General features: G+C 56.8%; 18 protein-coding genes. 5 read left to right on the forward strand and 13 right to left on the reverse strand.

The window, feature by feature from the left end:
• Positions 1–263: 263 nt before the first annotated feature.
• From BWR18_RS12425 to BWR18_RS12450, 6 genes are all read right to left on the reverse strand, one after another.
• A complete protein-coding gene (locus BWR18_RS12425) occupies positions 264–2,282 on the reverse strand; it encodes an McrB family protein (RefSeq protein ID WP_083957698.1) in 2,019 nt (672 codons plus the stop codon).
• Positions 2,283–2,317: 35 nt separating this feature from the next.
• On the reverse strand, positions 2,318–3,883 hold the full coding sequence (locus tag BWR18_RS12430; protein WP_157598741.1) for a hypothetical protein: 1,566 nt from the start codon (positions 3,881–3,883) through the stop codon (positions 2,318–2,320).
• Positions 3,855–5,348: an AAA domain-containing protein gene (locus BWR18_RS12435; RefSeq protein ID WP_076628642.1), complete on the reverse strand. Its 1,494-nt coding sequence runs from the start codon at positions 5,346–5,348 to the stop codon at positions 3,855–3,857. Before BWR18_RS12435 ends, BWR18_RS12430 begins: the two co-directional genes overlap by 29 nt.
• 35 nt (positions 5,349–5,383) lie before the next feature.
• Positions 5,384–7,030, reverse strand: a complete 1,647-nt coding sequence (locus BWR18_RS12440; protein WP_076628644.1) for an AAA domain-containing protein — start codon at positions 7,028–7,030, stop codon at positions 5,384–5,386.
• Positions 7,031–7,349: 319 nt separating this feature from the next.
• A complete protein-coding gene (locus BWR18_RS12445; RefSeq protein ID WP_076628645.1) occupies positions 7,350–7,904 on the reverse strand; it encodes a metallophosphoesterase in 555 nt (184 codons plus the stop codon).
• Between the two features lie 17 nt (positions 7,905–7,921).
• A complete protein-coding gene (locus tag BWR18_RS12450; RefSeq protein WP_076628647.1) occupies positions 7,922–8,314 on the reverse strand; it encodes a hypothetical protein in 393 nt (130 codons plus the stop codon).
• Positions 8,315–8,505: 191 nt separating this feature from the next.
• Here BWR18_RS12450 and BWR18_RS12455 point away from each other — a divergent pair, with 191 nt between their 5' ends.
• Entirely contained in the window at positions 8,506–8,751 is a 246-nt protein-coding gene (locus BWR18_RS12455; RefSeq protein WP_076628649.1) for a helix-turn-helix domain-containing protein, read from the forward strand.
• Between the two features lie 290 nt (positions 8,752–9,041).
• On the opposite strand, the gene BWR18_RS12460 is transcribed toward BWR18_RS12455, so the two are convergent.
• The 7 genes from BWR18_RS12460 to BWR18_RS12485 form a co-directional block, all read right to left on the reverse strand.
• Positions 9,042–10,592, reverse strand: a complete 1,551-nt coding sequence (locus tag BWR18_RS12460) for a TniQ family protein (protein WP_076628651.1) — start codon at positions 10,590–10,592, stop codon at positions 9,042–9,044.
• A complete protein-coding gene (locus BWR18_RS12465) occupies positions 10,592–11,560 on the reverse strand; it encodes a TniB family NTP-binding protein (RefSeq protein WP_076628653.1) in 969 nt (322 codons plus the stop codon). Before BWR18_RS12465 ends, BWR18_RS12460 begins: the two co-directional genes overlap by 1 nt.
• A 2-nt stretch (positions 11,561–11,562) precedes the next feature.
• Positions 11,563–13,770 (reverse strand): Mu transposase C-terminal domain-containing protein, encoded by a 2,208-nt coding sequence (locus BWR18_RS12470; RefSeq protein ID WP_076628655.1) that lies wholly within the window; start codon positions 13,768–13,770, stop codon positions 11,563–11,565.
• Positions 13,771–13,862: 92 nt separating this feature from the next.
• Positions 13,863–14,024 carry a hypothetical protein gene (locus BWR18_RS21670; RefSeq protein ID WP_157598743.1) on the reverse strand — a complete coding sequence of 54 codons (162 nt, stop codon included), beginning with the start codon at positions 14,022–14,024 and terminating at the stop codon, positions 13,863–13,865.
• A 130-nt stretch (positions 14,025–14,154) separates the two neighbouring features.
• Entirely contained in the window at positions 14,155–14,832 is a 678-nt protein-coding gene (locus BWR18_RS12475) for a hypothetical protein (protein ID WP_076628657.1), read from the reverse strand.
• Positions 14,833–15,889: 1,057 nt separating this feature from the next.
• Positions 15,890–16,588: a transposase gene (locus BWR18_RS12480; RefSeq protein ID WP_172839381.1), complete on the reverse strand. Its 699-nt coding sequence runs from the start codon at positions 16,586–16,588 to the stop codon at positions 15,890–15,892.
• A 17-nt stretch (positions 16,589–16,605) separates the two neighbouring features.
• Positions 16,606–16,929, reverse strand: a complete 324-nt coding sequence (locus BWR18_RS12485; protein ID WP_076628661.1) for a hypothetical protein — start codon at positions 16,927–16,929, stop codon at positions 16,606–16,608.
• Positions 16,930–17,077: 148 nt separating this feature from the next.
• Between BWR18_RS12485 and BWR18_RS21675 the strand changes: the two genes are divergently transcribed.
• Genes BWR18_RS21675 through BWR18_RS12500 form a run of 4 tightly spaced genes read left to right on the forward strand, consistent with a single transcriptional unit; the run spans position 17,078 to position 23,773 of the window.
• A complete protein-coding gene (locus BWR18_RS21675; RefSeq protein WP_085978968.1) occupies positions 17,078–17,242 on the forward strand; it encodes a hypothetical protein in 165 nt (54 codons plus the stop codon).
• Between the two features lie 29 nt (positions 17,243–17,271).
• The gene (locus tag BWR18_RS12490; RefSeq protein WP_076628662.1) at positions 17,272–19,305 is read left to right on the forward strand and encodes a type I restriction-modification system subunit M; all 2,034 of its coding nucleotides are present in this window, start codon (positions 17,272–17,274) and stop codon (positions 19,303–19,305) included.
• A complete protein-coding gene (locus BWR18_RS12495) occupies positions 19,302–20,573 on the forward strand; it encodes a restriction endonuclease subunit S (RefSeq protein WP_076628664.1) in 1,272 nt (423 codons plus the stop codon). Before BWR18_RS12490 ends, BWR18_RS12495 begins: the two co-directional genes overlap by 4 nt.
• On the forward strand, positions 20,570–23,773 hold the full coding sequence (locus BWR18_RS12500; RefSeq protein WP_076628666.1) for a type I restriction endonuclease subunit R: 3,204 nt from the start codon (positions 20,570–20,572) through the stop codon (positions 23,771–23,773). The genes BWR18_RS12495 and BWR18_RS12500 overlap by 4 nt, the downstream gene beginning before the upstream one ends.
• Positions 23,774–24,059 lie beyond the last annotated feature (286 nt).

The raw sequence follows: 24,059 nt of genomic DNA on the forward strand, positions 1-24,059 counted from the left end.
TTCGTCCAGAGTGGCAGGATCGTGCCCCGACCTTGGGCGCACCGGGAAGCCCTTACGCGCGGGCCCGACAGCTTCCTCACGCTTTGGATAGGGAAACAGAACAGTTCCGGTATCGTTACCTCGGACGTTTCCCCTCAAGAGCGTCACGTATTCGTAGCCGCCAGGGTTCGCCCCCTGGTAGCTACCGATCAGACAGTCTTTGGGTTCAAAGGCTACGTCCGCTTCAAGGGCTCTCGTTGCCCAGGGACGGGCCAGAAACCGCATCAACGCGTGACTCCACTCCATACGAACTGCCCAGTTGCCTCGGCGAGGGACATTGACTCACCGATCGCTTGGGCCAAGGCGTCGTCCCCCAGCTCGCGTTCCACAAAGGTCATCAACCTCGAGAACTGAGGGCCAGCCATGTCGGTTTCCACGCCCCTAAGTTTCGGTAGAAGGCGCATCTCGACTTGATCCGCGAGAGCGTCGTCGACACCACGGCCGCCTTCAACCTCAGGATAGTTCGCCGAGTAAGCCATGATCGCGCGTCCGAGCCGATGACCGAAAGGCCGTTTGAAGTCACGCATCAGATCAACCATTTGCTCGATCCGGTTGGTGACACGCCGATCGCCATCGACAGACGCACTCGACCGCCCCCAGCTCTCCCATGCCTGTTGCGAAAGGGCCAAAGTCGGCTCGACCGTTCCTTCTGCCTGACCGCCCTTGATTTTTTTCGGTGCTGAGAAACGAAGGATATTCGCACGGTCGACAACTTTGTCAGACAGCGATTGTGTGCTTTCGTCCTCGTTCATCGTCCCCGCAAACAAGAGATTGTAACCCGGGAAAATCCGCGGGGGGCGTTCCATGTTCGGAATTTCCAGCTCGATCTCAGCGTCCTTGCGTTCGTTTGCATCGCCGACGTCATCGGGACGCGGACGGCTTTCCAATCTGCTGAGGAAGTCCGAGAAATAGTATTCCACCCTCGCAAGGTTCATTTCGTCCAGCAGGATCATCATCATGCGATCCTGTTCCGCGTCGTCGTTGTTCAGTTCGTCGAGCGCCCAAAGCGCGCGCGCCATGTCAGTGGGCCGGAACTTGCCTTCGATGTAGTTGTAGAAGCCCATAAGGTCCTGCGGACTATCCCAACGTGGCTGCACCGGAACCTGCAAGAAACCGATACCCATCCCAGCCGCGTATTGACGTGGGAGCTGGCTTTTGCCGGTCCCAGAAATGCCGGCGAGGACCGCCATCTGGGTGGTCTCGTTGACTTTCATTGCGGCGTGGAAGGCACGAAGCGTGCGGGCCGGATAGTCGAGACCCTTTGCGCGTAGACGGCGTTCGACGCGTTTGATGGCGTCCGCCTCGTTCTCTCTGGGCGCGTTGTTCCACGTCCTCATCGCAGTAATGACCGGTGGCGTTTCTTTGAGCTCGCGTAGTGGATCCGTTTCGCCGGTTTCCCCGTCGACAGTTCGACCTTCTCGGCGAGCTATCTCGGCCTTGAGGTGCGCCAATCGAGCATCAAGTGTGCTTCGAGTGTCCTGGAGCGTTTCGATTTCGCCCTTGAAGCGACGGGTTTCTTGGTTCAACGCAGCAACCTCTGCATCGAGGCGACCGTGTTCGGTTTGGGCAGATGCCAACCCTTCGTGTTCCGAGGCGATCCGCGCTTCCAAGGCGGACAACTCGCTTTCATGCGAAGACTTCTGTCCCTCAAGTCGAGCATTCGACGTCTCAAGTTCGAAGGAACGCTCTTTCAGGCGAGAAACCCGCTCCTCTGCCTCTTCAAGTTGCCTCTTCTTGTCCCGAAGATCTTCGACCTGTGTGGAGATTTCGTCGTGCTCTCTTCTCAAGGCGTCAGTGCGCCCAATGAGCTCCTCTGCCCTTTCAAGGCGCTCCTTGATCTCCAGATACTCCGACCGCAGCGAGGCGATCTCCGTTTCGAGTTGCTGGCGTTCAACGACAGCGTCCTCTGTTTCTTTACGAACTGCCGCAACTTCGTCCCGACGTTCGCGGAGACTCTCCCACTCGGTGAGGAGCTCCTCCTTCTGACGCCGCAGGCCATCTACCTCGGCCTGGAGATCTGCAACGACAGCCATTGCTTCCCGTCGTTTTTCCACTTCGGCTTCGAGGTCGTCCATGAGCCGCTGCTTTTCTTCAAGCCGCTTCTCGTAAACGGCAAGCTCCTCAATCGGGCCTGCCGCCGTAACCGCTCGGTCGTGGCGGGCGGCCAAAAAAAATTGAACCACGGCGAGAAGTATCAGGACACCCGCAATCGCCAGCACAAGTATTGTATTATCCGTCAGCATTCTCGGTTACCTCACTGATCGCTGCTCGATGGCTCTTAGTTGTCAGACTGAGCGTTTTCACCGGTGCCATCGCCTTCACTTGTGTTTGATCCTGTTTCCTCTTTCAGAAACTGTAGGTTCATCAGTTCCGCTCGTGTCTCGGAAAGCTCATTTTCGGCAGCAGCAAGAGCCTCTCTCAATCGCCTCAGGTCGTTATTCCGCGTATTTGAAAGGGCTTCAGTTTCCACAAGTTGACCAAGCTCAGCTTGAAGGGATGCGCGCGCCGCCTCAGCCGCAGCAGTGGCGGACTGGGTTTCAAGCTCAAGTTCGTCGCGACGCTCTTGGAGGCGCTCGATGTCGGCTTCCAGACTGGAAGCCTGGCCTTTGAGTTCAGCAACACGCCCGAGCTCTATTTCTGCTTCTGTCATGATCGAGCCCAAGTTAGCCCGCTCTTCCTGAACCCGCCTCTCGAGGTCGGGGAGCACGTCCTCGAGTGTCGCTCGACGTGCTTGCAGCTGGTCTACTTCAGCCTGCAATCTGCTGAATTCCGCCCGTCTCTCTTCAAGTTCGGAAAGCTCCTCCTCTGCCGATGCAATCTGCGACTGGAGTGTAGAGAGCTGAGCGCTTCGCGTCGAAAACTGTTCCTGAGCGATGTTGAGTGCTTCTGTGGTTTCAGCGCGCTGCGCTTCAGCTCGCGTTACCGCGTTCTGAGCGATCTCCAATTCATTCTGCAATGAAGAAAGACGCGTCTCTGCACCCGAAACACTTGACTCCATGTCGGCTTTTCTCGCCTCGAGGGCATCGAGCTCTGAATTCAGTGTTTCAATTTGAGCTTCTGCGGATGCGACCTGTTCTTGACGTGCACGTAGCCTTTCCTCGGCTGCAACGGCCTCCTCTTCCCTCGTCGCCAATTCAGTTCGTGCACTTGCTATATTTGCATTCAAATCGTCGCGGCTCTGTTCGAGACGATCCTCGTCATTTCGCAGTTGTTCGACACGACGCTCCTGCGCACGAAGGTCTTCAACAGCGGGAGCGAGTCTATCCACTTCACGCTGAAGTTCAGCTCTTCTCTCTTCGAGGCGATCAACAGCCGATTGCGTTTGATCGACACCAGCAGACAACTCTTGCTGGCTCTCTTTAAGGGCCTTCACTTCGCCCTCCAGGTCGATCACCTCCGTCTCGAGGCCATTTCTTCGCTGTAAGGCCTGAGCAGTTTCGCGCTCAATTCGTTGTGCATCCGCAATCGTTTTTTGTGCTTCGGCCAAACGGTCTTGCACGGCAGTCAATTCGGCTTGGCTTGCTTCGAGACGAGCCTGCGCATCCACCTCCCTCTGAGCCGCGCTTTGCCGGCTGCTCTCGGCGCTCGCGACTTCCTGAGACAGGCTTTGCTTCTGGTCAGAAAGTTCTCGAAACTGCTCACGAGCAAAAGCCAGTTGCTGCTGCGCGGATTGGAGTTCCCCGGTGTAGTAGCCGAGATTTTCCTCGATACGACCATATCTGCGGTCGAGCGAGTTGACTTGCAGGACGAGAAAGCCCGAGGCAAGGATGGCTGCGCCACCCAGCCCCAACGCAACTGCGGTGTTCCTGCTCGACTTACGATAGGTCTTGTTCGACTCGGTCAAGACACCCCTCCATATCCCTTGAAAGTTCGTCCACCCAGAACCGGCGCACCCGCCAACCCATGGACTTCAGTTGATGGTCGCGCCAGAGATCCGACGTCTTTCGATGTCCGTCCGGGCTTTCGTGCCATCTGCGTCCGTCGACCTCGAGGTCGAGCTTCACGCCATTCGCTCCAAACAGGGCGAAGTCGAGCCGCCGCCCAGCTATTTCGTGCTGCGGCTGCGGATCCAGACCACGGGCCTTCAGAGCATGATGGACTTTGCGCTCCCAATCGCTGTCGAAGACACCTTCGCCCCGTTTCGTCCGCGCTTCCGTTGCCTTCGAAGCGAGCTTAGCCAGCGCCTTCGATTGCCCTGAACGTGCAAAATCGAGATCGCCGAAGATCATCGCCACCGCCCGAGCCCGCGAAATGGCAACGTTCAAGCGACGAGTATCTCGCTGAAAGAAGGTCAAGCCAGACTGCGGGCTGCGTGGACCGACGCACGGCGAGAACATGATGAGATCCCGCTCCTGTCCCTGGAAACCGTCGACTGTGCCAACCTTGAGCTCGCAGGCAATGCGCTTCGGTTCATCGAGCACGGAATCGACCGCGTTTTCGATAGCGGCCACTTGTGCGCGAAACGGTGTTATGACACCTATGCTCCCGGCGTATTTGTCTTCGACGATCAGCTTTTTCAGGTGCCGAACAATAGCGCTCACTTCCGGCGGATTAACGTTGCCCATTTGCGGGACCGCGGGAGCAGGAACATGTTCCCATGCGAGGCCAGGGCGCACCCCATCTGGCACGTTCAGTCGCTTCGGGTCATACGAGGTCTGCAACTGGTTTCCGTAGAAGTTCTCGCTGATGTAATCGACGATGGGGCCAGCTGAACGATACTGGTGCTTAAGAGTAATCCTGTTGTCGGCAACAGACACGCGCGATGCTAAATCGAAAAGTGAACGGCGACTTTGGGCGAAACGGCCCATTCTGGCGACCGGTAGGCCTTGAGCCTTCATGAGATTGCGATCCTGCGCCTGACCCAGTTGAGGGATGAATGACAGTTGTCGATCGTCCCCGACAACGACCGCTCGCTTCGCGCGCGCCAGCAACGGAACGGCGGTCGCGATGTCGCATTGGCTCGCCTCGTCGAAGATCACGAGGTCAAACAGCCCGTCATCAAGAGGTATGCGTCGAGGCGTGCCCAAGATCGAAGCAAGCCACAAAGGTCGATGCCTGATGAGGGCCCGCGAAAGGTCTGTAGGGGGATGTCCCCGTCCCCCGTCGAATGTCCAGTCATCGTAGGTTTCTGCGATTTCGCGCCTCTCATCCTCTGGGAGATGTGTCCGGGCAGACAGAATGCGAGGCAGAAGTTTCTCGGTCGCTTCCCGGATCGTCTCGCCTAAGGCGATCGGATCGTCAGGTGTCCCGAGCGCATCGCGTTCAGATCTTTTTTCTGCCAGCGCGCCATGAAGCTCTTTGAGGTTCATTCCGCGGCGGGATGAAGAATGATTTGTCACTGGCGCTACTTTGGGGGACGCTTGGCGAAAAGCGATCCAAACCAAGAGACAAAGCGGAGTAAGAGACTTTGTCTCGGCTCCACGTCTTTAGAGCCTTGGTTGTCGGGGCGCCCGCGATCCTTTCGGACTTGAATCCGGTCCAGAATATCGGAAATTTCGCATTCCAATTCCGCGATATTGTCGATCACGCTGACCACTTCGCTTCTCGCGATCGCGTCGCTTTTGAGCTCGCCCAATGCGAAGTCGTCGACAGATGCGTTGCGCGTCACATTTTCGCTGTCGATGAGCTGTTTGAGGGCGTCCTTGAATCCCGTATCCGCCTCGTCATTCGGGTTCAGTGTCCGGATGGCGAATGGGACGTCCGGAGCAAGAGAGCCAAGACGGTCCTCCACAGCATCAACCGCCTGATGATTCTTGGAGGCGACGAGAACACTGCCACCATCTGCGAGCACTGACGCGGCCATAGATACGATCGCTTGGCTTTTGCCAGTCCCGGGCGGACCGGTCACGACGGTCAAAGGCGTTTGGCATGCGGATCGAACCGCGCGCAACTGTTCCTTGTTCAGAGGAACTGCGTCGATTGCAGCAGCCTTGTCCGTGCCGTCTTGAAGGTTCAACCCGAATACCGCGCCAAGCGCAGTTCTCTCAAGGCGGTCCTTCGGCCATGTCGCAATGGCATCCAAGTCACGAGCAGCCCCCGCGGTGAAAGAAGAGTCAGTCGGAAGGAAGATCGCGGCGCTGTCAAAAATCCCTTGAGCCGAGGCATCGAGCTGTGTGGCGAGGTCCTCGCCGACAACGCGACCACGTATCTGACTGGCAACGGCAATCCTTACCTTCTCCACAAAATCCTGAGCCCGCAGCCCCAGCCCATCGTCCACGAAAAAAAGGTCAGCGAGGTCGTCGCGCTTCCAGCCGCTAGCACGAGCGGCAATTTTGACCCAATCAGGGTTTACCAAAACGTCATCGGCGTCAATCGTCAGGATTAGACGGTCATCCTTACGATCCCAAGCTGCTGCGAACATGCCAACGGGTTGAAAGACAGGAACTCCGCCACGTCGTGCGACCGCCATCGGCCAACCCACTGCGAGCGCGTTTTCATGACCTTCCCTTCGCACCAGAGCCTCTCGAAAGGCAGGATCAATCGCATCGAGTTCGATTGAAACAGTCAGCGTTTGCCCTTCTTCGGGACTGATAGGGCCACGCCCAGAGATTAAGGCCCACTCGATTCCATGTTTGTCGAGAACCTGGGTCGTGGCTCCTCGTGGATCGGCACGCAAGGCCGAGCGCCAATACCTCAGTAGCGCTTGCGGATCGGGACCATCTGAACTTTCGTCTTCTTGATCGGGTAGTTCGGCCGCCGTCGGTTCCGAGGAGAAGAATGCATTGGTAGCGTGAATGACATCAACGAAGCCCTCAGGACCGCCATCTCTCGAAGCCGACTCGCTTTCAGGTCTGGGTTTGAAACCATCGGTCTTTACACGCCAGCGACCGTCCTTGCCTTTCACTATCAAACCATCGCGAAATAGCGTTTCCAGTTCGCTGAGAGCCGCAAGCCGCTTGTCATGTGAGAAAGCCGCCCCGACGAGAACAAGCAATTCTTCGGTAGTCCGACCTCGCGGAAAAGCCCGAACCGTCTTCAAAACCAGTGACATGCTTCAGGCCTTCTACCGAGCTGGAAACCTTCGGAAAACCGGGACCGAATATTTGAATTGCGTCTGCTGCACCCAATGCTCGACCTGACAACGAAAAATTACTTTCAAACCCTACCCCAAAGTACAAAAAGACATCAATTCTCAATACTTTGCAAGCGACTGGCGCGCACGGCCGCGCAGCAATGCCGCGAAACTCTGCTTCTCACTCATCGTGTCTTTTACGTGGATCCCAGCTCGGATGCCTGGCCGAAAGTCCGCTTCTGGAAATAACTAGAGCTACCTTCGCTCTCGCGGCGAAGGTCTGCAATCCGCCCCCCCTTCACTTTGGTTCAACTTCATCCCAGTGCAAGTTCTTAGGTAGATCTTTGGCCCGAGCGGCAACATCATCGAATTGAACAGGCGCAAAATCCCAAACGTCGACCCCAAGGTTTACGGAGTTTCTTGATCCAAGCCAATTATCATGGACATGGCCAAACATCTGGAGTGCACCGCGTCTCGCATGGTTCCATGTGATCATGGGGAGGTGGCAAAGTGTGTTCAATTGCTTGAGCGGGCCGTCACGCAATTCGAAAAACGGTGACACAGTGTCCCAAGGCAGACTCAAGGTCGGCTCACGGTCATGATTTCCGACGACTAGGTGCTTTCGAGCGCCAGGCAACTGATCGAATACCGACCGTAGGTACTCGGCATCCTTTGATCGAGGGCCGAAAGCAAAGTCACCAATGATCCAGAGATCGTCATCCTCGCGAATCCTCTCGCACATGTTCGCAATCAATACGGCATCCATTTTCTCCACTGAGGAAAAAGGTCGGTCACAAAATCTCAGAACGTTCTCATGGCCAAAATGCGTGTCGGCTGTGTACCAGGTTGTCATTGGGTCAGCATTCGATCCTAAGCTTGGAAAGCCCGAAGTTCTTCCGGTGTGTAGTCAAGAGCCAGCAACTTTAAGAAGATCAGGTCCAGCGGTAGCTGCGTTTCGGTCCACATTCCATTTTCAGCTTTGATGCAAAGATCATAGCCGCCTCGTTTGTTGGAACTGACCACTATCTCACGACCGTTCAGGAAGTCCCAAAGTCGCAGCGGGCTCGGGTAGCCAGCATTGTCGGGATAAAAATCTATCCCTGAGCACTTCGAAAGTATTGATGGCAATGCTTTCATCAAGACGTCCCAGTTTCGTTGCCTCTCCTGCGGTCTCAATGGCTTCGCTTCAGGCGAAATGGACCCAGCAGCCGCCTTCAGCGCAAATACTGGAGCGAACCTGGCCTCGAAATTGCTTTGTGTCATTGAATTCCCCCTCAAGAGTTTGCGCAGAATGCTGTATTATATGTATACCAGATTTCGCTTTTTTTATCCCTGAAGCCAAGGCAGACAGACCTCCGTCGGGACCCTAACAGAGCAAGCAGCTAAGCAAACAATTCACCTGATTCACAGTATACTTCATAGACCAAATCGTAAAGACCCGAGAAGCCGATTGCATGGAAGAGCAATCGGATAAGTTACTCAGTTCATTTGCGTTTGTGGTACGCAGACGCCGGACTGAGCTTGGGCTAACTCAAGAGGAACTTGCCCACAGAGCTGGTGTTTCGATGCGTTACATCTCTCTGCTGGAAACGCAAAAGCATCAACCGACGCTTGATACAATAAATGGGCTCAGCACAGGACTTGAGACGACGATGACAGCGCTTGTCTCAGAGATCGAAGAACTGCTTCAAGAGACCTAACCCATTAAATTGATGTTGTTTTATTGAATCTTCGCGACCAATGGGATTTGGAATAGAGGCCGTTTCATGACCCAAAAGGTCATGTTGGGTGACGCGTTTCAGATGTGGAGACATAGCAAAACGTGACCATTCTGTCATTCTGGGGCACTGATTTCACTGGATAATTTTCACCCATCGGCGGCCAAAATGACCTTTTGCACAGATCAAATGGCCATCGAAAGTTCGAAAAAAATGCCGCCCGAAGGCGGCAATTTGGAAATTCGTTGGGCTTTCAACCAACTGAGACCCCTTCACCCCATCCAGAACCGAATCTCATTGGAGGCATCGAGCGGCGGATCTGCGATGCATGCCATGATCTCATCAGGTGAGACCAAGACCGCTCCAAACCCGTGGCAACCCTGAAGCCGGTAGACCGTTGGAAGAAATTGGCCAAACAGCATTTCAAGAATAGCCCGTAATGTGACCCGAGTTTTCTCCGCGGCTTTGGCGAGGTGAACGTGGGTTTCGGGAGGCTCCTCCACAAGAGGGCCGACACCTTCGATGAACTTGAGCGTCCGTTGAACCGACCGTCCGTCGATCGACTTTCCTAGCTTGCTTTGCAGGTGGCGGTGGTCCTGTATTCTCGTCAGCTGTCCGAGAGAAATCAACTCAGCCACAATCGGACGAGAGGCGGAGAGCATATCAGGCACTTGTGTCACCGGAACCGCGCGCTTTGCCCTGTCGATCAAGACCTTCGCCTTGGTATAGTCGGCAACCACATTCCGAGCGCTCTTTTGCTCCTCTCCATCCCCAATCACACCGGCGACGCGCAAAACATTGGCCAGTGTCTTCGAATGCAATCCCTCAGCCTTCGCAATCGACGTGATGCTCGACAACCGAGGATGTTCAACTGCTTTGCCGAGCAGCATCTGGCCGGGGACTAGAGGTACATGTTCGATGATGACGTCCCGAATGAGGTCGCGAATTGGCCCGGGATGCTTTGTCAATCGGCTGGAGAACAACCACCCGTAGAGCATGCCAAATGCGCTGCGTGGGCTCGGATGCCCGTTCTGTCGGAGACAGCCTGTGAGGGTTTCAGCCAGAACCGTCCGAATTGCATCAGGCCCCTCCACCAACACTGACCAACCTGTGCGGCCCGCTGCATCCCACATCTCTTCCGTCATGTCTGCAGCCTTTGTGGCAGGCCCGTAATGCATGAGGCCACCCAGCATTTCACCGGCACGACAGACTTGATCGACCTTTTGCTTGTCCAGCCAAGCAGGGCCTGCCTCACCACCCAACCGACGTACCACGTATGTCTGCAGAGGAGATGGCTCTCTCCGGGCACGCGCCTTGGCAACCTCCAGCTGCTCCGCGAGCGCTTCCGGCATAGCCTGAAGCTCGTGAAGCATGTCGCTCCACTTGCCCACACGGATGTCGCTCATTGGCAGGCGGTGTTTCGGGCAGGTCCGATAGGTCGCGAGCCGCCACTGAACCCGATGGCGCATTGCCTCATCAGGATGTTCACAGCCGTCGACGTCCTCAGCAATGCAGAGCGGGCAAATCCGAGTGACCGGCCCTGTGGTGAACTCTGCTGAGAACTCTTCGCCGCGCAGTTGGAAGCGGCGATGTCCGACAGCGACAATACTGTCGTGGACTACCTCCGCGGGATCTTCGCCGGCCTTCGCACAGAGCTTCTCGACCGCCTCTCGATTGCCACGCGCAAGATCGGCAACCGGGATCCCCAGATCGTTCAGGAAAGGCACGACGCGGCCTCCCGTATGGAAGGCCGCCTGCCGCGATGCCCATGACATCGGCGTTTCACCGGCATGAAACGCGATTTTTGGAAACAGAATACTCATCAAGTGCGCCCCTTGCCTGAACGGCGCTTGGGAAAGGCAACCGCCTCCTCATCCGCGTCCGGCTTGAGAAGCAGGTAGTGGTTCGCATAGAAGACATTCTGCGATGCAACACATGCCTCGTTCATTGCATAGGCGGAGGCAAAGTCGTCGATCGTCAAATGCTCCGCATTGCGGGCAATCGCGAACTCCATGGCAACCAGCAAAAGCTCGACAGCGCGGCCAAAGCGATACCGTGCGCCATGGAAAACGCGTGCAACAAGGTCGGCTTCCACTGGCGGCTCAAGGTCGACCCGCGCACAGTAATCCGCCATCACCGTGCGGAACATGTCTCCGTGCGCCGCCTCGGTGAGCTCCGGCAAAACCATCGCGGTGAACCGACGTTTCACCTGTGGATCGGTCCGAATGACCTGTGCAAGATCTTCGGTGCCAGACAGAATGACGGCGACAGCATCGTCGCCTTGCATCAACGATTTGAGGGCGCGCAGGATGGCCTTACGGTCTGCGCAGAACAAATCCTGGGCCTCGTCGATCCAAAGCACTGCGACGCCCAGCTTGCTCAGTCGATGGCGAAAGAGCTGCCAAAGAGACCATGCTTCCTGACGCGGGTTGGCATCGGGATATCCGGACCGCTCCAACAGCGCGAGCGTCATGCTCTTGAAGGTCGCAGGACTGGGCACCGGACACGCAATGACACGGGGCACCCCATCATCGGCCGGAGCCAGTTCGGGGATCTTGGTCAGCGTACGGTCCATCAGGTGCGACTTCCCGCTGCCGGGATCCCCTACCAACATCATTCCACGGGTCTCCCCAGTCTTGGTGAAAAAGCGGGCTGTGGGGAGGAGATGGCCCTCCCCGTCTCGTGCGAGGAGCCGCTTGACGTGCAAGGCAGCCTCCCCGTCCCAGTCTAGGCCGATGTGCAGCTTGCGGACCGCATCCAGAGCAGCGTCCTTGTTGACGAAATCCTCCATGATCAGTCCTCCTCGATCGTGATGTTGGTTGGCTTGGCAGGCAGGTCTTCGGTCACTGTCGCGCCGCCAGACGGTTTCTTCGGCGCGTTGTGATCCATGGGAACACCCGTCAATTCTTCCGTGGACGGGATTTGATGGCCTAGTTCACCCTTCTCCTGCGAAGGAGCCTTGCGCTCGAAGAATTCGACCCCCGCCAATAGATCTCGCTCGGCGCGCTCCATGCGCTCCTCAGACCAATCTTCAAGGTTCAGGCTGGATGCCTGCTTGGCTTGCTCATTGCGGTCGTTGATGGCCTTGATGGCTTCGCGCACCGCCACGTTGTCCAACCGGTTGGACGTCGGGTTCGCGGAACGTGTGCGCCGGATGGCGGTCAGCCAGGTCTGTGCAGCAACCCCCTTCAGCGACGTGTCCAGAGCTGGGACTTCGAACCACTCCTTGCCGAGGCGGACCGAGATCGCGCCCAAGTCCTTCGGATGCCACCGCACATCAACCATATGCGGATCCTTGCGGCGCATGTAGGTTTGCAGGTGTTCAGCCTGGTAACGCACCCCGAGGATCGTGATTCCGGTCTTGTCGAGGCGGTACTGACGCTGCTGCCCGAAACACAGGCGCATCATCTCCATGTCCGGCGGAGGCAGAACCCCGTATTCCTTGCTCAATCGACGCCATGCCTTGACCGGGGTCTCACCGCCCAGTCCACCGTGGGGCGTGTTGTGATAGATGTCTGTCACCCAGCGGATCAGAGCGAAGGTGAAATCATCAAGGGTAAGAACAGCCCGCTTTTCCGGATCGGCATCACCTTTGTCCAGAATGCTGCTGAAGGTGTGGCCGGCCAATCGCGGTGCGAAATCGCTGGCGACTGTGCCAAACACCCGCTCGATCATACCCCGGTTCTCCGGCACACCGTTCATCGCCATTTCCCACGCGACGCCGAGATCGCTAGCCGACATGCGAAACCGCTGCGACTTGAAGGCTGCGCCGCCGTCGAAAACGATCAGTTCAGGCGTGCCATGCATGTCCCAAGGCGTCATGCCACCTACAGCATCCGTCCACGCGCCTTTGTTGGTCGTGATCATTTGGAGAAGCTGAACGGCCGCTTCCTCCCCTGGATTGCGGCTCAGCACCATGCCGACGATGCAGCGCGTGGCACAACAGATTGCAGCCGTAAGGGTCCAGCGTGCGGCCTTTTTGCGCTTCTTCTTCCCGGACTCGTCTTCCTCTCCCTCGACATGCAAACCCAGAGAACGCTTTTCGTCATCCTCCAGAAGATCGTACATCCCACTGCTCTTCATCAGCGTCATAACGTCGACGGTCCACTCGTCGATCTCCACGCGCTCCAAAGGCCGCGTCACGGAAATGCCGTTCATGACCGGCCGGAACTTCTTGCGCGCAGCGGCCTCCCCGTTGCGCGCCAATTCAACCTGATAGGGATCAAGCGCCCGAATGGCGCGGCGTACGGTTTCGCGGCTGGGGATCGTCAATGGCGATTGCCCATTTGCGATGCGCTGCTCGTTGCGATCATGAAAGCGAAGCTGAACTTGCTCATGAATATGCTTGATCGACGGCTTTTCGGGCGAGAGATACGTGCGCACCTCCTTCATCATCAGGCCAATCGCTTCCGGGCCCATCCGGTTCGACCGGTTCCCACGACTGTCGATCCGATCAATGAGGCCGCTCCGGCCAAACTTTTCCATCGCGCTCAACCACCGGCGCAACGTTCTTGGCGATGGAGGAATACTGAAATCCTCAGCTTTGGGCAGTTTCGCCTTTCCTGATGGATTGAGATTGTCAGAAAGTTCCATCGCACGCCCCATTAGCATTGGCGTATTCGCCTTGATGGACACGTCGGTGCGTTTAAGAAGACCCTGGCGGTGCATGTCGAAAGCCGCTTGTGCATAGGCCTCCATTTTGCTGGACCGAACTTTGATGCCACCAACGAGACCACTATGCGCAGTGGTCGTTGCAAGTTTGCGCTTTGCCGCAAAGTGCGGGTCGAAATGTCCTCGCTCTACTCGGATTGCGTGTGCATTTCCGAGCCGCTGCATGTCCTGATGCGTGAACTGCTGCGCCAATTGCGTTTCATCATCGCGGACGAACACGAAGCCGATTTCTGTCTCCTGATGAAGTCGATAACCGACACCTTCGATGGTGACGCGATCGAATTTGCCAAAGGCGTAGTGGGCGTTTTCGTTAGTGAACGAGAGATCCATGGGAATTTCCTTTCAAGGGATCGGACGGCATGAGGCCGCAGGGAAGCTGCCTGCGTAGGCAAGCGAATGAACTCGTAGGGAGGTTTGAGGCCTCAGAGCGTTGTCGGCAGGGTCTCGGACAAATCCTCGAACCATGCGTCGAACTCGACGCGCTCCAGCGGATGGCGCGCGCGGTAGAAACCGCTGGCAAAACCAGGCGTCTGGTCGCCAATCGGCTCAATGGCGCGGGGGGCATCATACAAAATGCAGGTCATGCTGTGTCCTTTCATCAGGCATAGAGAGGTCAAACCCAGGCGAAGGTCGCCTCGGTGGATTCAGGAAAAGGGGGGGTGAAGATCGGCTACGCCAATTCGCTTAGCGCTAGCCGACCTTCCGTGAGAACGATCAGATCATGCGTGCCCGCAACACTTCGGTGCTGCGTTCGATGCGCTCATGGCGCAGCATCTGGAGGTGCCCGGAACGGATCAGGCGAACGATGGCGCGAAAGCCCATCCCTTCGAGGCGGGTCCGATCTACGAGGTCACCGATATTCGTGACAACGGGCGCACCGCTCAACACGTCTTGAGCTACCGGATCGGCGAAGTCATCTGGACGACGGACCGAGTGAAACAGCTTCGCATTGTGCAACTCGATCGGGCAGACGTCCTCTTCAGTGAACAAGCGGAAATCGTCCAAAAAGCACTGGGCATTGGCCTGCTCTTTGATACGCGCAAGCTTACACTGATAAGCATGGCTAACCCGGCTCGTAGGGCGAACGGCGTAACCGACGACGGTGCCATCAACCCGTGTGACGACGAGGTCGATGAAATGGTCAAAATACTCGCCATGCTCATCATACCAGGAGAACCGCACCTGCTCGACGAGGTCGAGCGTTGTAGGTCGATAGCTGAGCAGCAGCGCTGCGTTGGTCTCAAGATGGCTTTCCGTGCCAAGGCGCACGCTTTCGTTTTCACCAAGGACGAGGCCACCGGTGAAATGCTTGGTTGAGCCAACTTGCGTCTTACGGTTGCCGCGGCTGAATTCGGGAAGGCGGATACCGCCAGAGGAGAAGTGATAGGACATGATCGTCTCTTTCTTTCGAACATAAAAAAGGGAGCGCTCCCCCGGAGAAGCCGGAAGGCGGTTGATCCCAGCTGCCGCTCATCAGGTCGACCGAACGCGCGAAGCGCCGAGTACGACACGGATGAAGGCATGCCTCTCCCGTTCCGATCCGAAAATCAGTTGGGTGGGATCCGTCATGCGTGGAAAAACCGATGTCCTTGAAACGACCGACCGTAGGTGGTACGTTTGGATTGAAATGGGGGACTTAGGTCTTTCGAGGTAAGTCGCGGTCTGTTGGCGCAGGCCGCGATTTTCATTTTTAGGGTTCAGGCATCTTCGTTCCTTTACTTGATTTTTCTCGGCGTTCGGTTGTCGGTACGCTAACAACAAACTTACCCTGAGAAAACTTTTTTCCGTTTTGATTCAGTGCCTTACGAAAGGATAAGCGGTTCATTTTTCGCATAGGCGCGGCCAATTGAGGTTGTGGTTGCCTACAGCGGGTCTGCGAAACCCGGTATTGACCCTTTCGTCACGCGCCTTAAAGCGAAGTGCGAAAAAATATCTGACAAAATTAGTCGAGAAATATTTTTGCAGTTCGGTTCTTGCTCCGGCGCCGCCATATGGCCCTGGCCAGTGCTCCGGGCAGGTGTCGATTCGTATCCTGTGGATGCACGGAAATAGAAATGTGCAGTTGCACTGACTTCAGGGCTTGAGCCATGGACGATTGGTTTAAGACGGGCTGTCAAAAGCATAATCTTCGTTTCCCAAAATTCAGCCACAGCGTGTTGGCTTTGTCTGTTGGGCATAAACTAGGACCATCCGCTCGCCGTAGGAAGAACCGCGAAGGATATTGTTGTTCACTTGAGTCAGGTTTTGGCCGCCAAGGCGCATTTTCTTATGCACTTAAATCAGGTTCGCAATTTCGTACTGTGAAAAGCGTGGGGGGGCAAGCCACTTGCACAGCATCTGATCTTGAAAGCTCGCGAAGCGGTGCGGGAAGCGCAGGCTTTTTGGTCTCTTGATGCTATAGATCTCAAGAAGCCACGCTCGCACGGACGCTCGTGGTCCGCGGCGGCGCTCATTTTTCAAATATTGGGGGACTATCTTGCGCACCATCGAAACCGTAGTACGCAATCAGATCTGCCAGCCGATCACCTTCGTAGGCGAACTCATCTATAACATCATTGCAAAGCAGTGATCCCCAGAAGCCCCCCATAGGCTTCTTCAGTTCCTCGAACATTTCCATGCGCAGCTTGCGGGCCGGACGATAGCTTAGGCCGACGGTCGTCGAAAACGTTGCGATCGTTAGCCTTCCAAAGCTTTCACTCGCCATGTTTGCTATGATCCACTCAGCGCCCTTTAAGCACCCAAGCAGAGATGCGCGCTTGCGATAGAGACTGGTAACCGATCTGGCAGAGTACTGATGGCGGCAACTTGGGCACTGGTACATGCGTCGCGTTTTCAGAACCCAAATACCGCCCTCATAGTCACATTTCGGACACCGATACCCAAGTTTCCAAATGGTTTGAAAAAGATGTCGTTCACAGTCTTCTTCAGTCTTGAAGATCTTGGCGACCATATCTTTAGGCATATGCGCTCGTAACTTTCGCCAGTGTTCGAAATCGATGTCATCCTCGTTTATTCGCAACATGGAATATACCCTCGTCTTTCTGGCTTTCTTGACGCAATTATTGCTTCGCATCAGCATTGCGGTATTCGAATAGATCGGCGGGTCAATGCTCTGCATTTGATTGCGGTTACCAAGCACGCCAGCCACTTAGCAGGGAGATTAAATCAAAAATCGACTTCCTCTCTCTCAGGCGGTTGTCTCAATGGTTCGGGAACTGGAAGCAATAAATACTCAGCCGCCGCCTCTTTAGTCGCGAACTTACCCCAAGACACTGGGCGCGTATGTGTGGGGCCAATGAAAAAGATCTCGCAACCATCATCTGTTTCTAAGATCCAAGGTCGACGCACCCAAATGCGCTCGGCCTGAATTTCCCAGCGCCTGATGGGGTCGATATGATCCATGAGTGGTGGCCGCAACGGGTTGATCGGAACTCCTTCGATCTCCGCTTCTGCGAATATCCGTCCCTCTTTGGTATCGATCCTGATCATCGTTTGCCCCTTAGCAAACCCGCATTCTGGTTGTGAATTCCACACTGCCTTCATCGTCTAGGTTATCCACATAACTTCGGTACCATCCTGTAGTCTTTCTTTGCAGGATGGAAGAAAGCACACTAGTCTGGGGCAAAGGACACGAGAAATGCCTGAGAAGCAATCGAAACCGGCCAACCTGAACCTAAAGATCACCGAGGACGAACGGTGGGACTTCAAAGAGTTCTGCGTCAGCCATCGGATGAGCCAGGTGGATGGCTTCCGCCTCGCATTCAAGTTGATGAAAGAGCATTTCGAAGCAGAAGGCAAATAAGCCCCTCAAGGGCGAGAAGGACCAAGAAATTGAGCGACGCGCAGACCAAGAACACCTCACTTGCAGACTTTATCTGGAAAAACGCAGACGACCTCTGGGGTGATTTCCGGCACACCGAATTCGGCAAGATCATTCTGCCTTTCACGCTGCTCCGCCGTCTCGAATGCGTGCTCGAACCCACACGCGAAGACGTCCGTGAAACCGTTAAGAACCTCGGCGGCAGCGGCATCGATATGGACGTCATTCTGCGCCAGCAGACCGGCTTTCCCTTCTACAACACGTCGAACTATGACCTGCGCAGCCTCGGTGCGACCCGCACGCGCGCCAACCTCGAAGACTACATCGCGCAGTTCTCCGACAACGCCCGCGTCATCTTCGAGCAGTTCGACTTCGCCAACACCATCGCCCGCATGGACCGCGCGGGCGTGCTCTACAAGATCTGCCAGAACTTCGCCGCTATCGACCTGCATCCCGACACCGTGCCCGAGCGCACCATGTCCAACGTCTATGAGCACCTCATCCGCCGTTTCGGCGCCGAGGTGAACGAGGCGGCAGAGGACTTTATGACGCCGCGCGATGTCGTCCACCTCGCTATTGAGCTTTTGCTGGACCCCGATGACCAGCTCTTCATCGAAAACCCCGGCCTCATCCGCACGCTCTATGACCCGACCTGCGGCACCGGTGGCTTTTTGTCCGACGGGATGGAACACGTCCGCAACCTGCAGGACCGCTACTCCATCGCCCCCGTCATCATCCCCTACGGCCAGGAGCTGGAGCCTGAAACCCACGCCGTCTGCCTCGCCGGCATGCTCCTCAAGACGCTGGAAACCGATCCCGGGCGCGACCTATCCAAGAACATCGCCCTTGGAAGTACCCTGTCGGCGGACAAGCATCGGCCAGAAAAGTTCCACTACTGCGTCTCCAACCCTCCCTTCGGCAAGAAGTGGGAGAAGGATCAGGCCGACGTCACCCGCGAGCACAAAGAACAGGGGTTCGAAGGTCGCTTCGGCCCCAAGCTGCCCCGCGTCTCGGACGGCTCTATGCTCTTCCTGCTGCACCTGCTGTCCAAGCTGGAATCCCCAGACAACGGCGGCGGGCGCGCAGCGATCATCCTGTCGGGCTCGCCGCTCTTCAACGGCAACGCGGGTCAGGGCGAAAGCGAGATCCGCCGCCACCTGCTGGAACAAGACGTGGTCGAGGCCATCATCGCCCTGCCCACGGAGATCTTCTTTCGCACCGGCATCGGCACCTACATCTGGATCCTGTCCAACGACAAACCCGCCCACCGCAAGGGCAAGGTCCAGCTGATCAACGCCACCGAGATGTATGAGCCTATGCGCAAGTCCGAGGGCAACAAGCGCCGCCGCGTGGGCGAGGATCAGACCCGCGATATCGTCGCGATGTATGCGGATTTTGAGGCGACCAAGCAAAGCCTGATCTTGAGCGCCGCCGACTTTGGTTATCGCCGCATCAGGGTCCTGCGCCCCCTGCGCAAGAAGATCGTCATCTCGGATGAGGGGCTGACGGCGCTGGCGGACGAAAAGGCATGGGAGAAACGCACCGGGGATCAACGCGCGGCCTGGACCGCCCTGTTCAAGGATCACATGGGCGCGGAGGAAGGCTGGCATTGGATCGAGGCCTTCGCCAAGAACGCCGTCAAACGCGATGCGGATCTGGGCAAGGCCGATGTCGGGCTGATCAAGGCGTTCCGCAAGGCGTTTGGCGTGCATGATCCGGACCTTGACCCGGTGACGGACAAGAAGGGTCAGATCATCCCCGACGACGACCTGACCGATTACGAGAACGTGCCGCTGGGGACGGACGGCACCGCCGATATTCACGGTTATCTGGCCGCAGAGGTCACGCCTCACGCTCATGACGCGTATATCGACGAGACCTATCGCGACGATACGGACGGCCAGATCGGCATCAAGGGCTATGAGATCAATTTCAACCGCTACTTCTACGAATACGTGCCGCCCCGCGATCTGGACGAGATCGACGCGGAGTTGAAAGCAGTCGAGGCCGAGATTGCAGCCGTGCTGGCGGAGGTGGCGGGGTGAGTAAGGATGCCGCTATATCACAATGGAAAGAGTACCCTTTCTGGGCTGTTGCCAAGCCAAAATCGGTTTCTAATGCTTCGGCGGAAAGCTTGCTTTCGATATATTTGGACCGAGGAGTTATACCGTATTCCGAGGGGGGAGGGCTTGTCCACAAACCGGCGGAAAGCCTGGAAAAATACCAGTTAGTAGAACCCGGCGATTTGGTCTTGAACAACCAACAGGCTTGGAGAGGTTCATTGGGGGTTTCCACGTACCGTGGCATTGTGAGCCCCGCATATCGCATTTTTGAATTAAATGGAGAGGTAGTGGACACTCGCTTTTCTCACTATCTTTTCAGATCCCGGCCTTACGTCGAAAAAATCATGCTCGCTTCGTTGAGCGTTGGAGATATCCAAAGACAAGTGAAATGGCCGCTTCTGAAAGTCTTGTCCATACGTGTGCCGAATATCTCTATACAATCCATAATCGCGGGGTATCTCGACCGGGAGACCGCGCGGATTGATGGGTTGATCGAGAAAAAGACCCGCTTCATCGCGCTCCTCAAGGAAAAACGCGCCGCCGTCATCACCCACGCCGTCACTCGGGGAATTGATGCAGGGGTGGAGATGAAGGCTTCGGGCGTTGAATGGATTGGCGAGGTACCAAAACACTGGCAGGTTACTAAGCTTGGATACCTCGGCCGTTCGGCCAATGGTATCAACATCGGTGGCGACTCTTTTGGCTCTGGGTATCCGTTTATCAGTTACGGCGATGTCTATAAGAATCGAGAACTGCCACAAGCGCCCGAAGGTTTGGTTCAGTCATCGAAGACCGATAGGGTTGCCTATTCGGTCAAAAAGGGAGACATCCTGTTCACACGAACCTCCGAAACGGTCGACGAAGTCGCATTTCCGTCCGTTGCAATGAATACAATTGAAAACGCCGTATTTGCCGGTTTCTTGATCAGGTTTCGACCTTTTAAGAATACCCTTGCGCCGTTCTTTTCAAAGTATGCGTTTCAAAATACTGGTCTTCGGGATTTCTTCGCGAAAGAAATGAAAATCGTGACCAGAGCATCCCTGAGCCAGAGGTTGCTGCACAGCCTTCCTGTGCCCTTGCCCCCCATCGCGGAGCAGGAACGCATCGGTGCATTCTTAGAAGAACAGAACCAACAGTACGATAGCCTCATCACCAAAACCAACCGCTCCATCGCCCTCCTGCGCGAAAAGCGCGCGGCCCTTATCACCGCTGCCGTTACCGGCAAGATCGACGTAAGGTCCATGGCATGAGCGATCTGCACCACGAAAAGCACCTCGAGGCCTATATCGTCGAAAAGCTGCGCGCGCAGGGTTGGCTGGTCGGCACCACCGACGGCTACGACGCCGACCGCTCGCTCTACCCCGCTGATCTGGAGGATTGGCTGAAGGCCACCCAGGCCGCCAAGTGGGAGCGGCTGGAAGCGATGAACGGGGCCAAGACACAGGACAAGGTCGCCAGCCGTCTGGAGGCCGCGCTGGAAAAACACGGCACACTGCATGTTTTGCGCCGCGGCTTCGACATCGCAGGCGCAGGCCACCTGGACATGTCCGAGGCCGCGCCGGAAGATCAGCGCAACGCCACCACCCTGCGCAACTACGCCGCCAACCGCCTGCGCGTCGTTCCGCAGCTGAAATACCACCCCGGCCGCGCGCTGGCGATTGATCTGGTGATGTTCCTCAACGGCCTGCCGTTGGCCACGGTGGAGCTGAAGACCGATTTCACCCAATCCGTCGAGCACGCCAAGGCGCAATACCGCCGCGACCGCGCACCAGTGGACGGGGGCCGGAAACATCCCCTGCTGACCTTCAAGCGCGGCGCGATCGTGCATTTCGCCATGTCGGACAGCGAGATCTGGATGGCCACGAAGCTGGCGGCCGAAGACACATTCTTCCTGCCGTTCAACCGCGGCCACGACGGCCACGGCGGCAACCCGCCCCGCGATGACGGTGAATATCCCGTCGCCTATTTCTGGGAGGACATCTGCCGCCCCGACGCCTTCCTGCGGATTTTCCACAGCTTCGTCTATGTCGAGAAGAAGGAGGTCGTGGACCTGCGCGGCAACTGGACGACCAAGGAAACCCTGATCTTCCCGCGCTTCCACCAGCTCGACGCGGTCAACAAGATGATCGCGGATGCGCGCGCGAACGGTCCGGGCCAAGCCTACCTGTGCGAGCACAGCGCAGGCTCCGGCAAGACCTCCACCATCGCATGGACCGCGCACGACCTGATCAAGCTGCGCTCAGACGAGGGAAAGCCCGTTTTCGATGCGGCGATCATCGTGACCGACCGAAACGTGCTGGACGGTCAGTTACAGGACGCGGTGCAGCAGATCGACCATCAGGCGGGCCTGATCGCCGCCATCGACGGGGACACCTCGTCCAAATCCAAGAGCGAGCAGCTCACCGAGGCGATGATGAACGGTACGCCGATTATCGTCGTAACGATCCAGACCTTTCCTTTCGCCATGGAAGCGATCCTCACGGAGCGGTCATTGAGCGACAAGAGCTTCGCCGTGATCATCGACGAAGCGCATACCTCGCAGACCGGCAACACCGCGTCGAAGCTGCAGGCCACGCTGGCCTTGTCGTCGAAGAGCGACATGGCCGACATGACCATCGAGGATATCCTGGCCGAGATCCAGAAGTCCCGCAAACGCCCGGCCAACGTCTCCCACTTCGCGTTTACTGCGACGCCGAAGCATTCCACCATGATGCTCTTCGGGCGGCCCGCCGATCCGCAACGGCCCGCTGGCGACGACAACCTTCCCGCGTCCTTCCACAAGTACGAGATGCGTCAGGCGATCGACGAGGGGTTCATCCTAGATGTGCTGCGCGGATACGTGCCCTACAAGACCGCGTTCAATCTTGGCCAGGAGCTGGTCGATGAAAAGCGTGTTGACGGAAAGGCTGCCAAGCGCGCCCTCGCGGCATGGATGACGTTGCACCCGACGAACGTCACCCAGAAGGTGCGCTTCATCATGGAGCATTTCACAGCCAACGTGGCCCATCTTCTGGACGGCAAGGCCAAGGCGATGGTTGTCACGAGCTCGCGTGCGGCCGCTGTGCGCTATAAGCGGGCCTTTGACGCCTTCATTGCTGACAATCCCGCCTATGCCGAAATACGTGCGCTGGTGGCTTTCTCAGGCAAGCTGAGCGGGCAAGAGGTCGCGCATGCGAATGATGAACAGCTGGGCGGCGATACCTTCGTTGTCGAGGACGACGCCGAGTTCACAGAAGCCAACATGAACCCGGACGTGAAGAGCCAGGATCTACGCCACGCCTTTGACCGCCCCGAATACCGAGTGATGCTGGTGGCGAACAAGTTCCAGACAGGATTCGACCAGCCCAAACTTGTGGCGATGTATGTCGACAAGAAGATCGCCAATGCAGTTGAGATCGTGCAGACGTTTTCCCGCCTGAACCGCACGTTCCCCGGCAAGGACCAGACGTTCATCGTCGATTTCGTAAACGACCCCGAGAGCGTTCAGGCGGCCTTCGCTCAATATGACAGCGGCGCGAAGATCGAGGAGGTCCAGAACCTCGACGTCATCTACGACATGAAGGACCAGCTTGACGCGCAGGGCATCTACGACGACGGCCACGTGAACCGCTTTCGTATCGCCCGTTATCAGACGGCCGCTGCCTTCAACGCGGAAGGCGAAACCGAGCACAAGGCGATGTACGCTGCGACCCAAGAGCCGACCGACGCCTACAATGCCCGCCTGAAAAGCCTTCGCGAAGCGGCACAGTATGCTGAAGATGCCTTTGAAACAGCGCGGGTGTCGGGCAATTCCGATGGCATGAAACGGGCCGACCACGATCGCGAACAGGTCGCCGAAGCCATCGGCCAGATGACGGAGTTCAAGGCGGGGCTGTCGCGCTTCGCACGCACCTACTCTTATATTGCGCAGCTGATCGACCTCGGAGATCCCGACCTGGAGAACTTCGCAGCATTCGCGAAGCTTTTGGCGAACCGGCTAGATGGTGTGCCACCGGAAAACGTCGATCTGCGTGGGATCACACTCACTGGATACGAAATCAAGGATCGGGACGCGTCACACGAAACTGTTCAGCCTGACGTCCTAAAGCCAATTGGTGCAGGCGGCTCACCCGCCCCGGGGGCAGTGCCGGTTTACATTCAAGAGATCATCGAGCGTCTGAATTGCATTTTCGGTGAAGCGACACCGATTGAGGATCAGGTTATCTTCGTAAACCAGATTGCCGCGATTGCAGCTGAAAACAAAGTGGTAATGGCCCAGGTGGAGGAAAACTCAAAGGAACAAGCGTTGAAAGGCAACCTGCCGGGTACGGTGGAGGCGGCGGTGGCGCGAGCAATGTCATCGCATACTTCCCTCGCAAAATTGCTGCTCAAGTCTGACAAGCAAGGCCTCGGGCTGCTGTATCCAGTGATCTATGACATGCTGAAGCGTGGTGAAGGGATCGAGCTTTAGGTCAAGGCAAAGACTAGGCAACGGACACGAGCTACGTTAGGCAGACATTCATGCTGTGGACAGCGAATGGCGGTTTGGAGCCCAGACTCACCGATGCTGCGGGTGACACGAACGGCAGCTACAGTTGCCTAAGCCGACAATCGAGATCGTGAAGGAATGCGCTATCCCCTCTCTGTCCGGTCGGTAGTAGACCCAGTTCTTGATCTACTTCTAGGTCTCAAACCCGGCCTGCGCGAGCTTTTGCATGAGCGCAGGCCATTGTCGTTGCCGGATTAAGGCGGCAGAA

The sequence above is a fragment of the Tateyamaria omphalii genome, from assembly GCF_001969365.1.
In the GTDB taxonomy this organism is placed as follows: domain Bacteria; phylum Pseudomonadota; class Alphaproteobacteria; order Rhodobacterales; family Rhodobacteraceae; genus Tateyamaria; species Tateyamaria omphalii_A.

Coding starts and splice junctions, on each gene's coding strand:
- BWR18_RS12500 (WP_076628666.1), top strand. CDS start 20,570: ATGAGCGATCTGCACCACGAAAAGCACCTCGAGGCCTATATCGTCGAA.
- BWR18_RS12425 (WP_083957698.1), bottom strand. CDS start 2,282: ATGCTGACGGATAATACAATACTTGTGCTGGCGATTGCGGGTGTCCTG.
- BWR18_RS12450 (WP_076628647.1), bottom strand. CDS start 8,314: ATGACACAAAGCAATTTCGAGGCCAGGTTCGCTCCAGTATTTGCGCTG.
- BWR18_RS12465 (WP_076628653.1), bottom strand. CDS start 11,560: ATGGAGGATTTCGTCAACAAGGACGCTGCTCTGGATGCGGTCCGCAAG.
- BWR18_RS12470 (WP_076628655.1), bottom strand. CDS start 13,770: ATGGATCTCTCGTTCACTAACGAAAACGCCCACTACGCCTTTGGCAAA.
- BWR18_RS12460 (WP_076628651.1), bottom strand. CDS start 10,592: ATGAGTATTCTGTTTCCAAAAATCGCGTTTCATGCCGGTGAAACGCCG.
- BWR18_RS12455 (WP_076628649.1), top strand. CDS start 8,506: ATGGAAGAGCAATCGGATAAGTTACTCAGTTCATTTGCGTTTGTGGTA.
- BWR18_RS12435 (WP_076628642.1), bottom strand. CDS start 5,348: ATGAACCTCAAAGAGCTTCATGGCGCGCTGGCAGAAAAAAGATCTGAA.
- BWR18_RS21675 (WP_085978968.1), top strand. CDS start 17,078: ATGCCTGAGAAGCAATCGAAACCGGCCAACCTGAACCTAAAGATCACC.
- BWR18_RS12445 (WP_076628645.1), bottom strand. CDS start 7,904: ATGACAACCTGGTACACAGCCGACACGCATTTTGGCCATGAGAACGTT.
- BWR18_RS12475 (WP_076628657.1), bottom strand. CDS start 14,832: ATGTCCTATCACTTCTCCTCTGGCGGTATCCGCCTTCCCGAATTCAGC.
- BWR18_RS12485 (WP_076628661.1), bottom strand. CDS start 16,929: ATGATCAGGATCGATACCAAAGAGGGACGGATATTCGCAGAAGCGGAG.
- BWR18_RS21670 (WP_157598743.1), bottom strand. CDS start 14,024: ATGACCTGCATTTTGTATGATGCCCCCCGCGCCATTGAGCCGATTGGC.
- BWR18_RS12440 (WP_076628644.1), bottom strand. CDS start 7,030: ATGTCACTGGTTTTGAAGACGGTTCGGGCTTTTCCGCGAGGTCGGACT.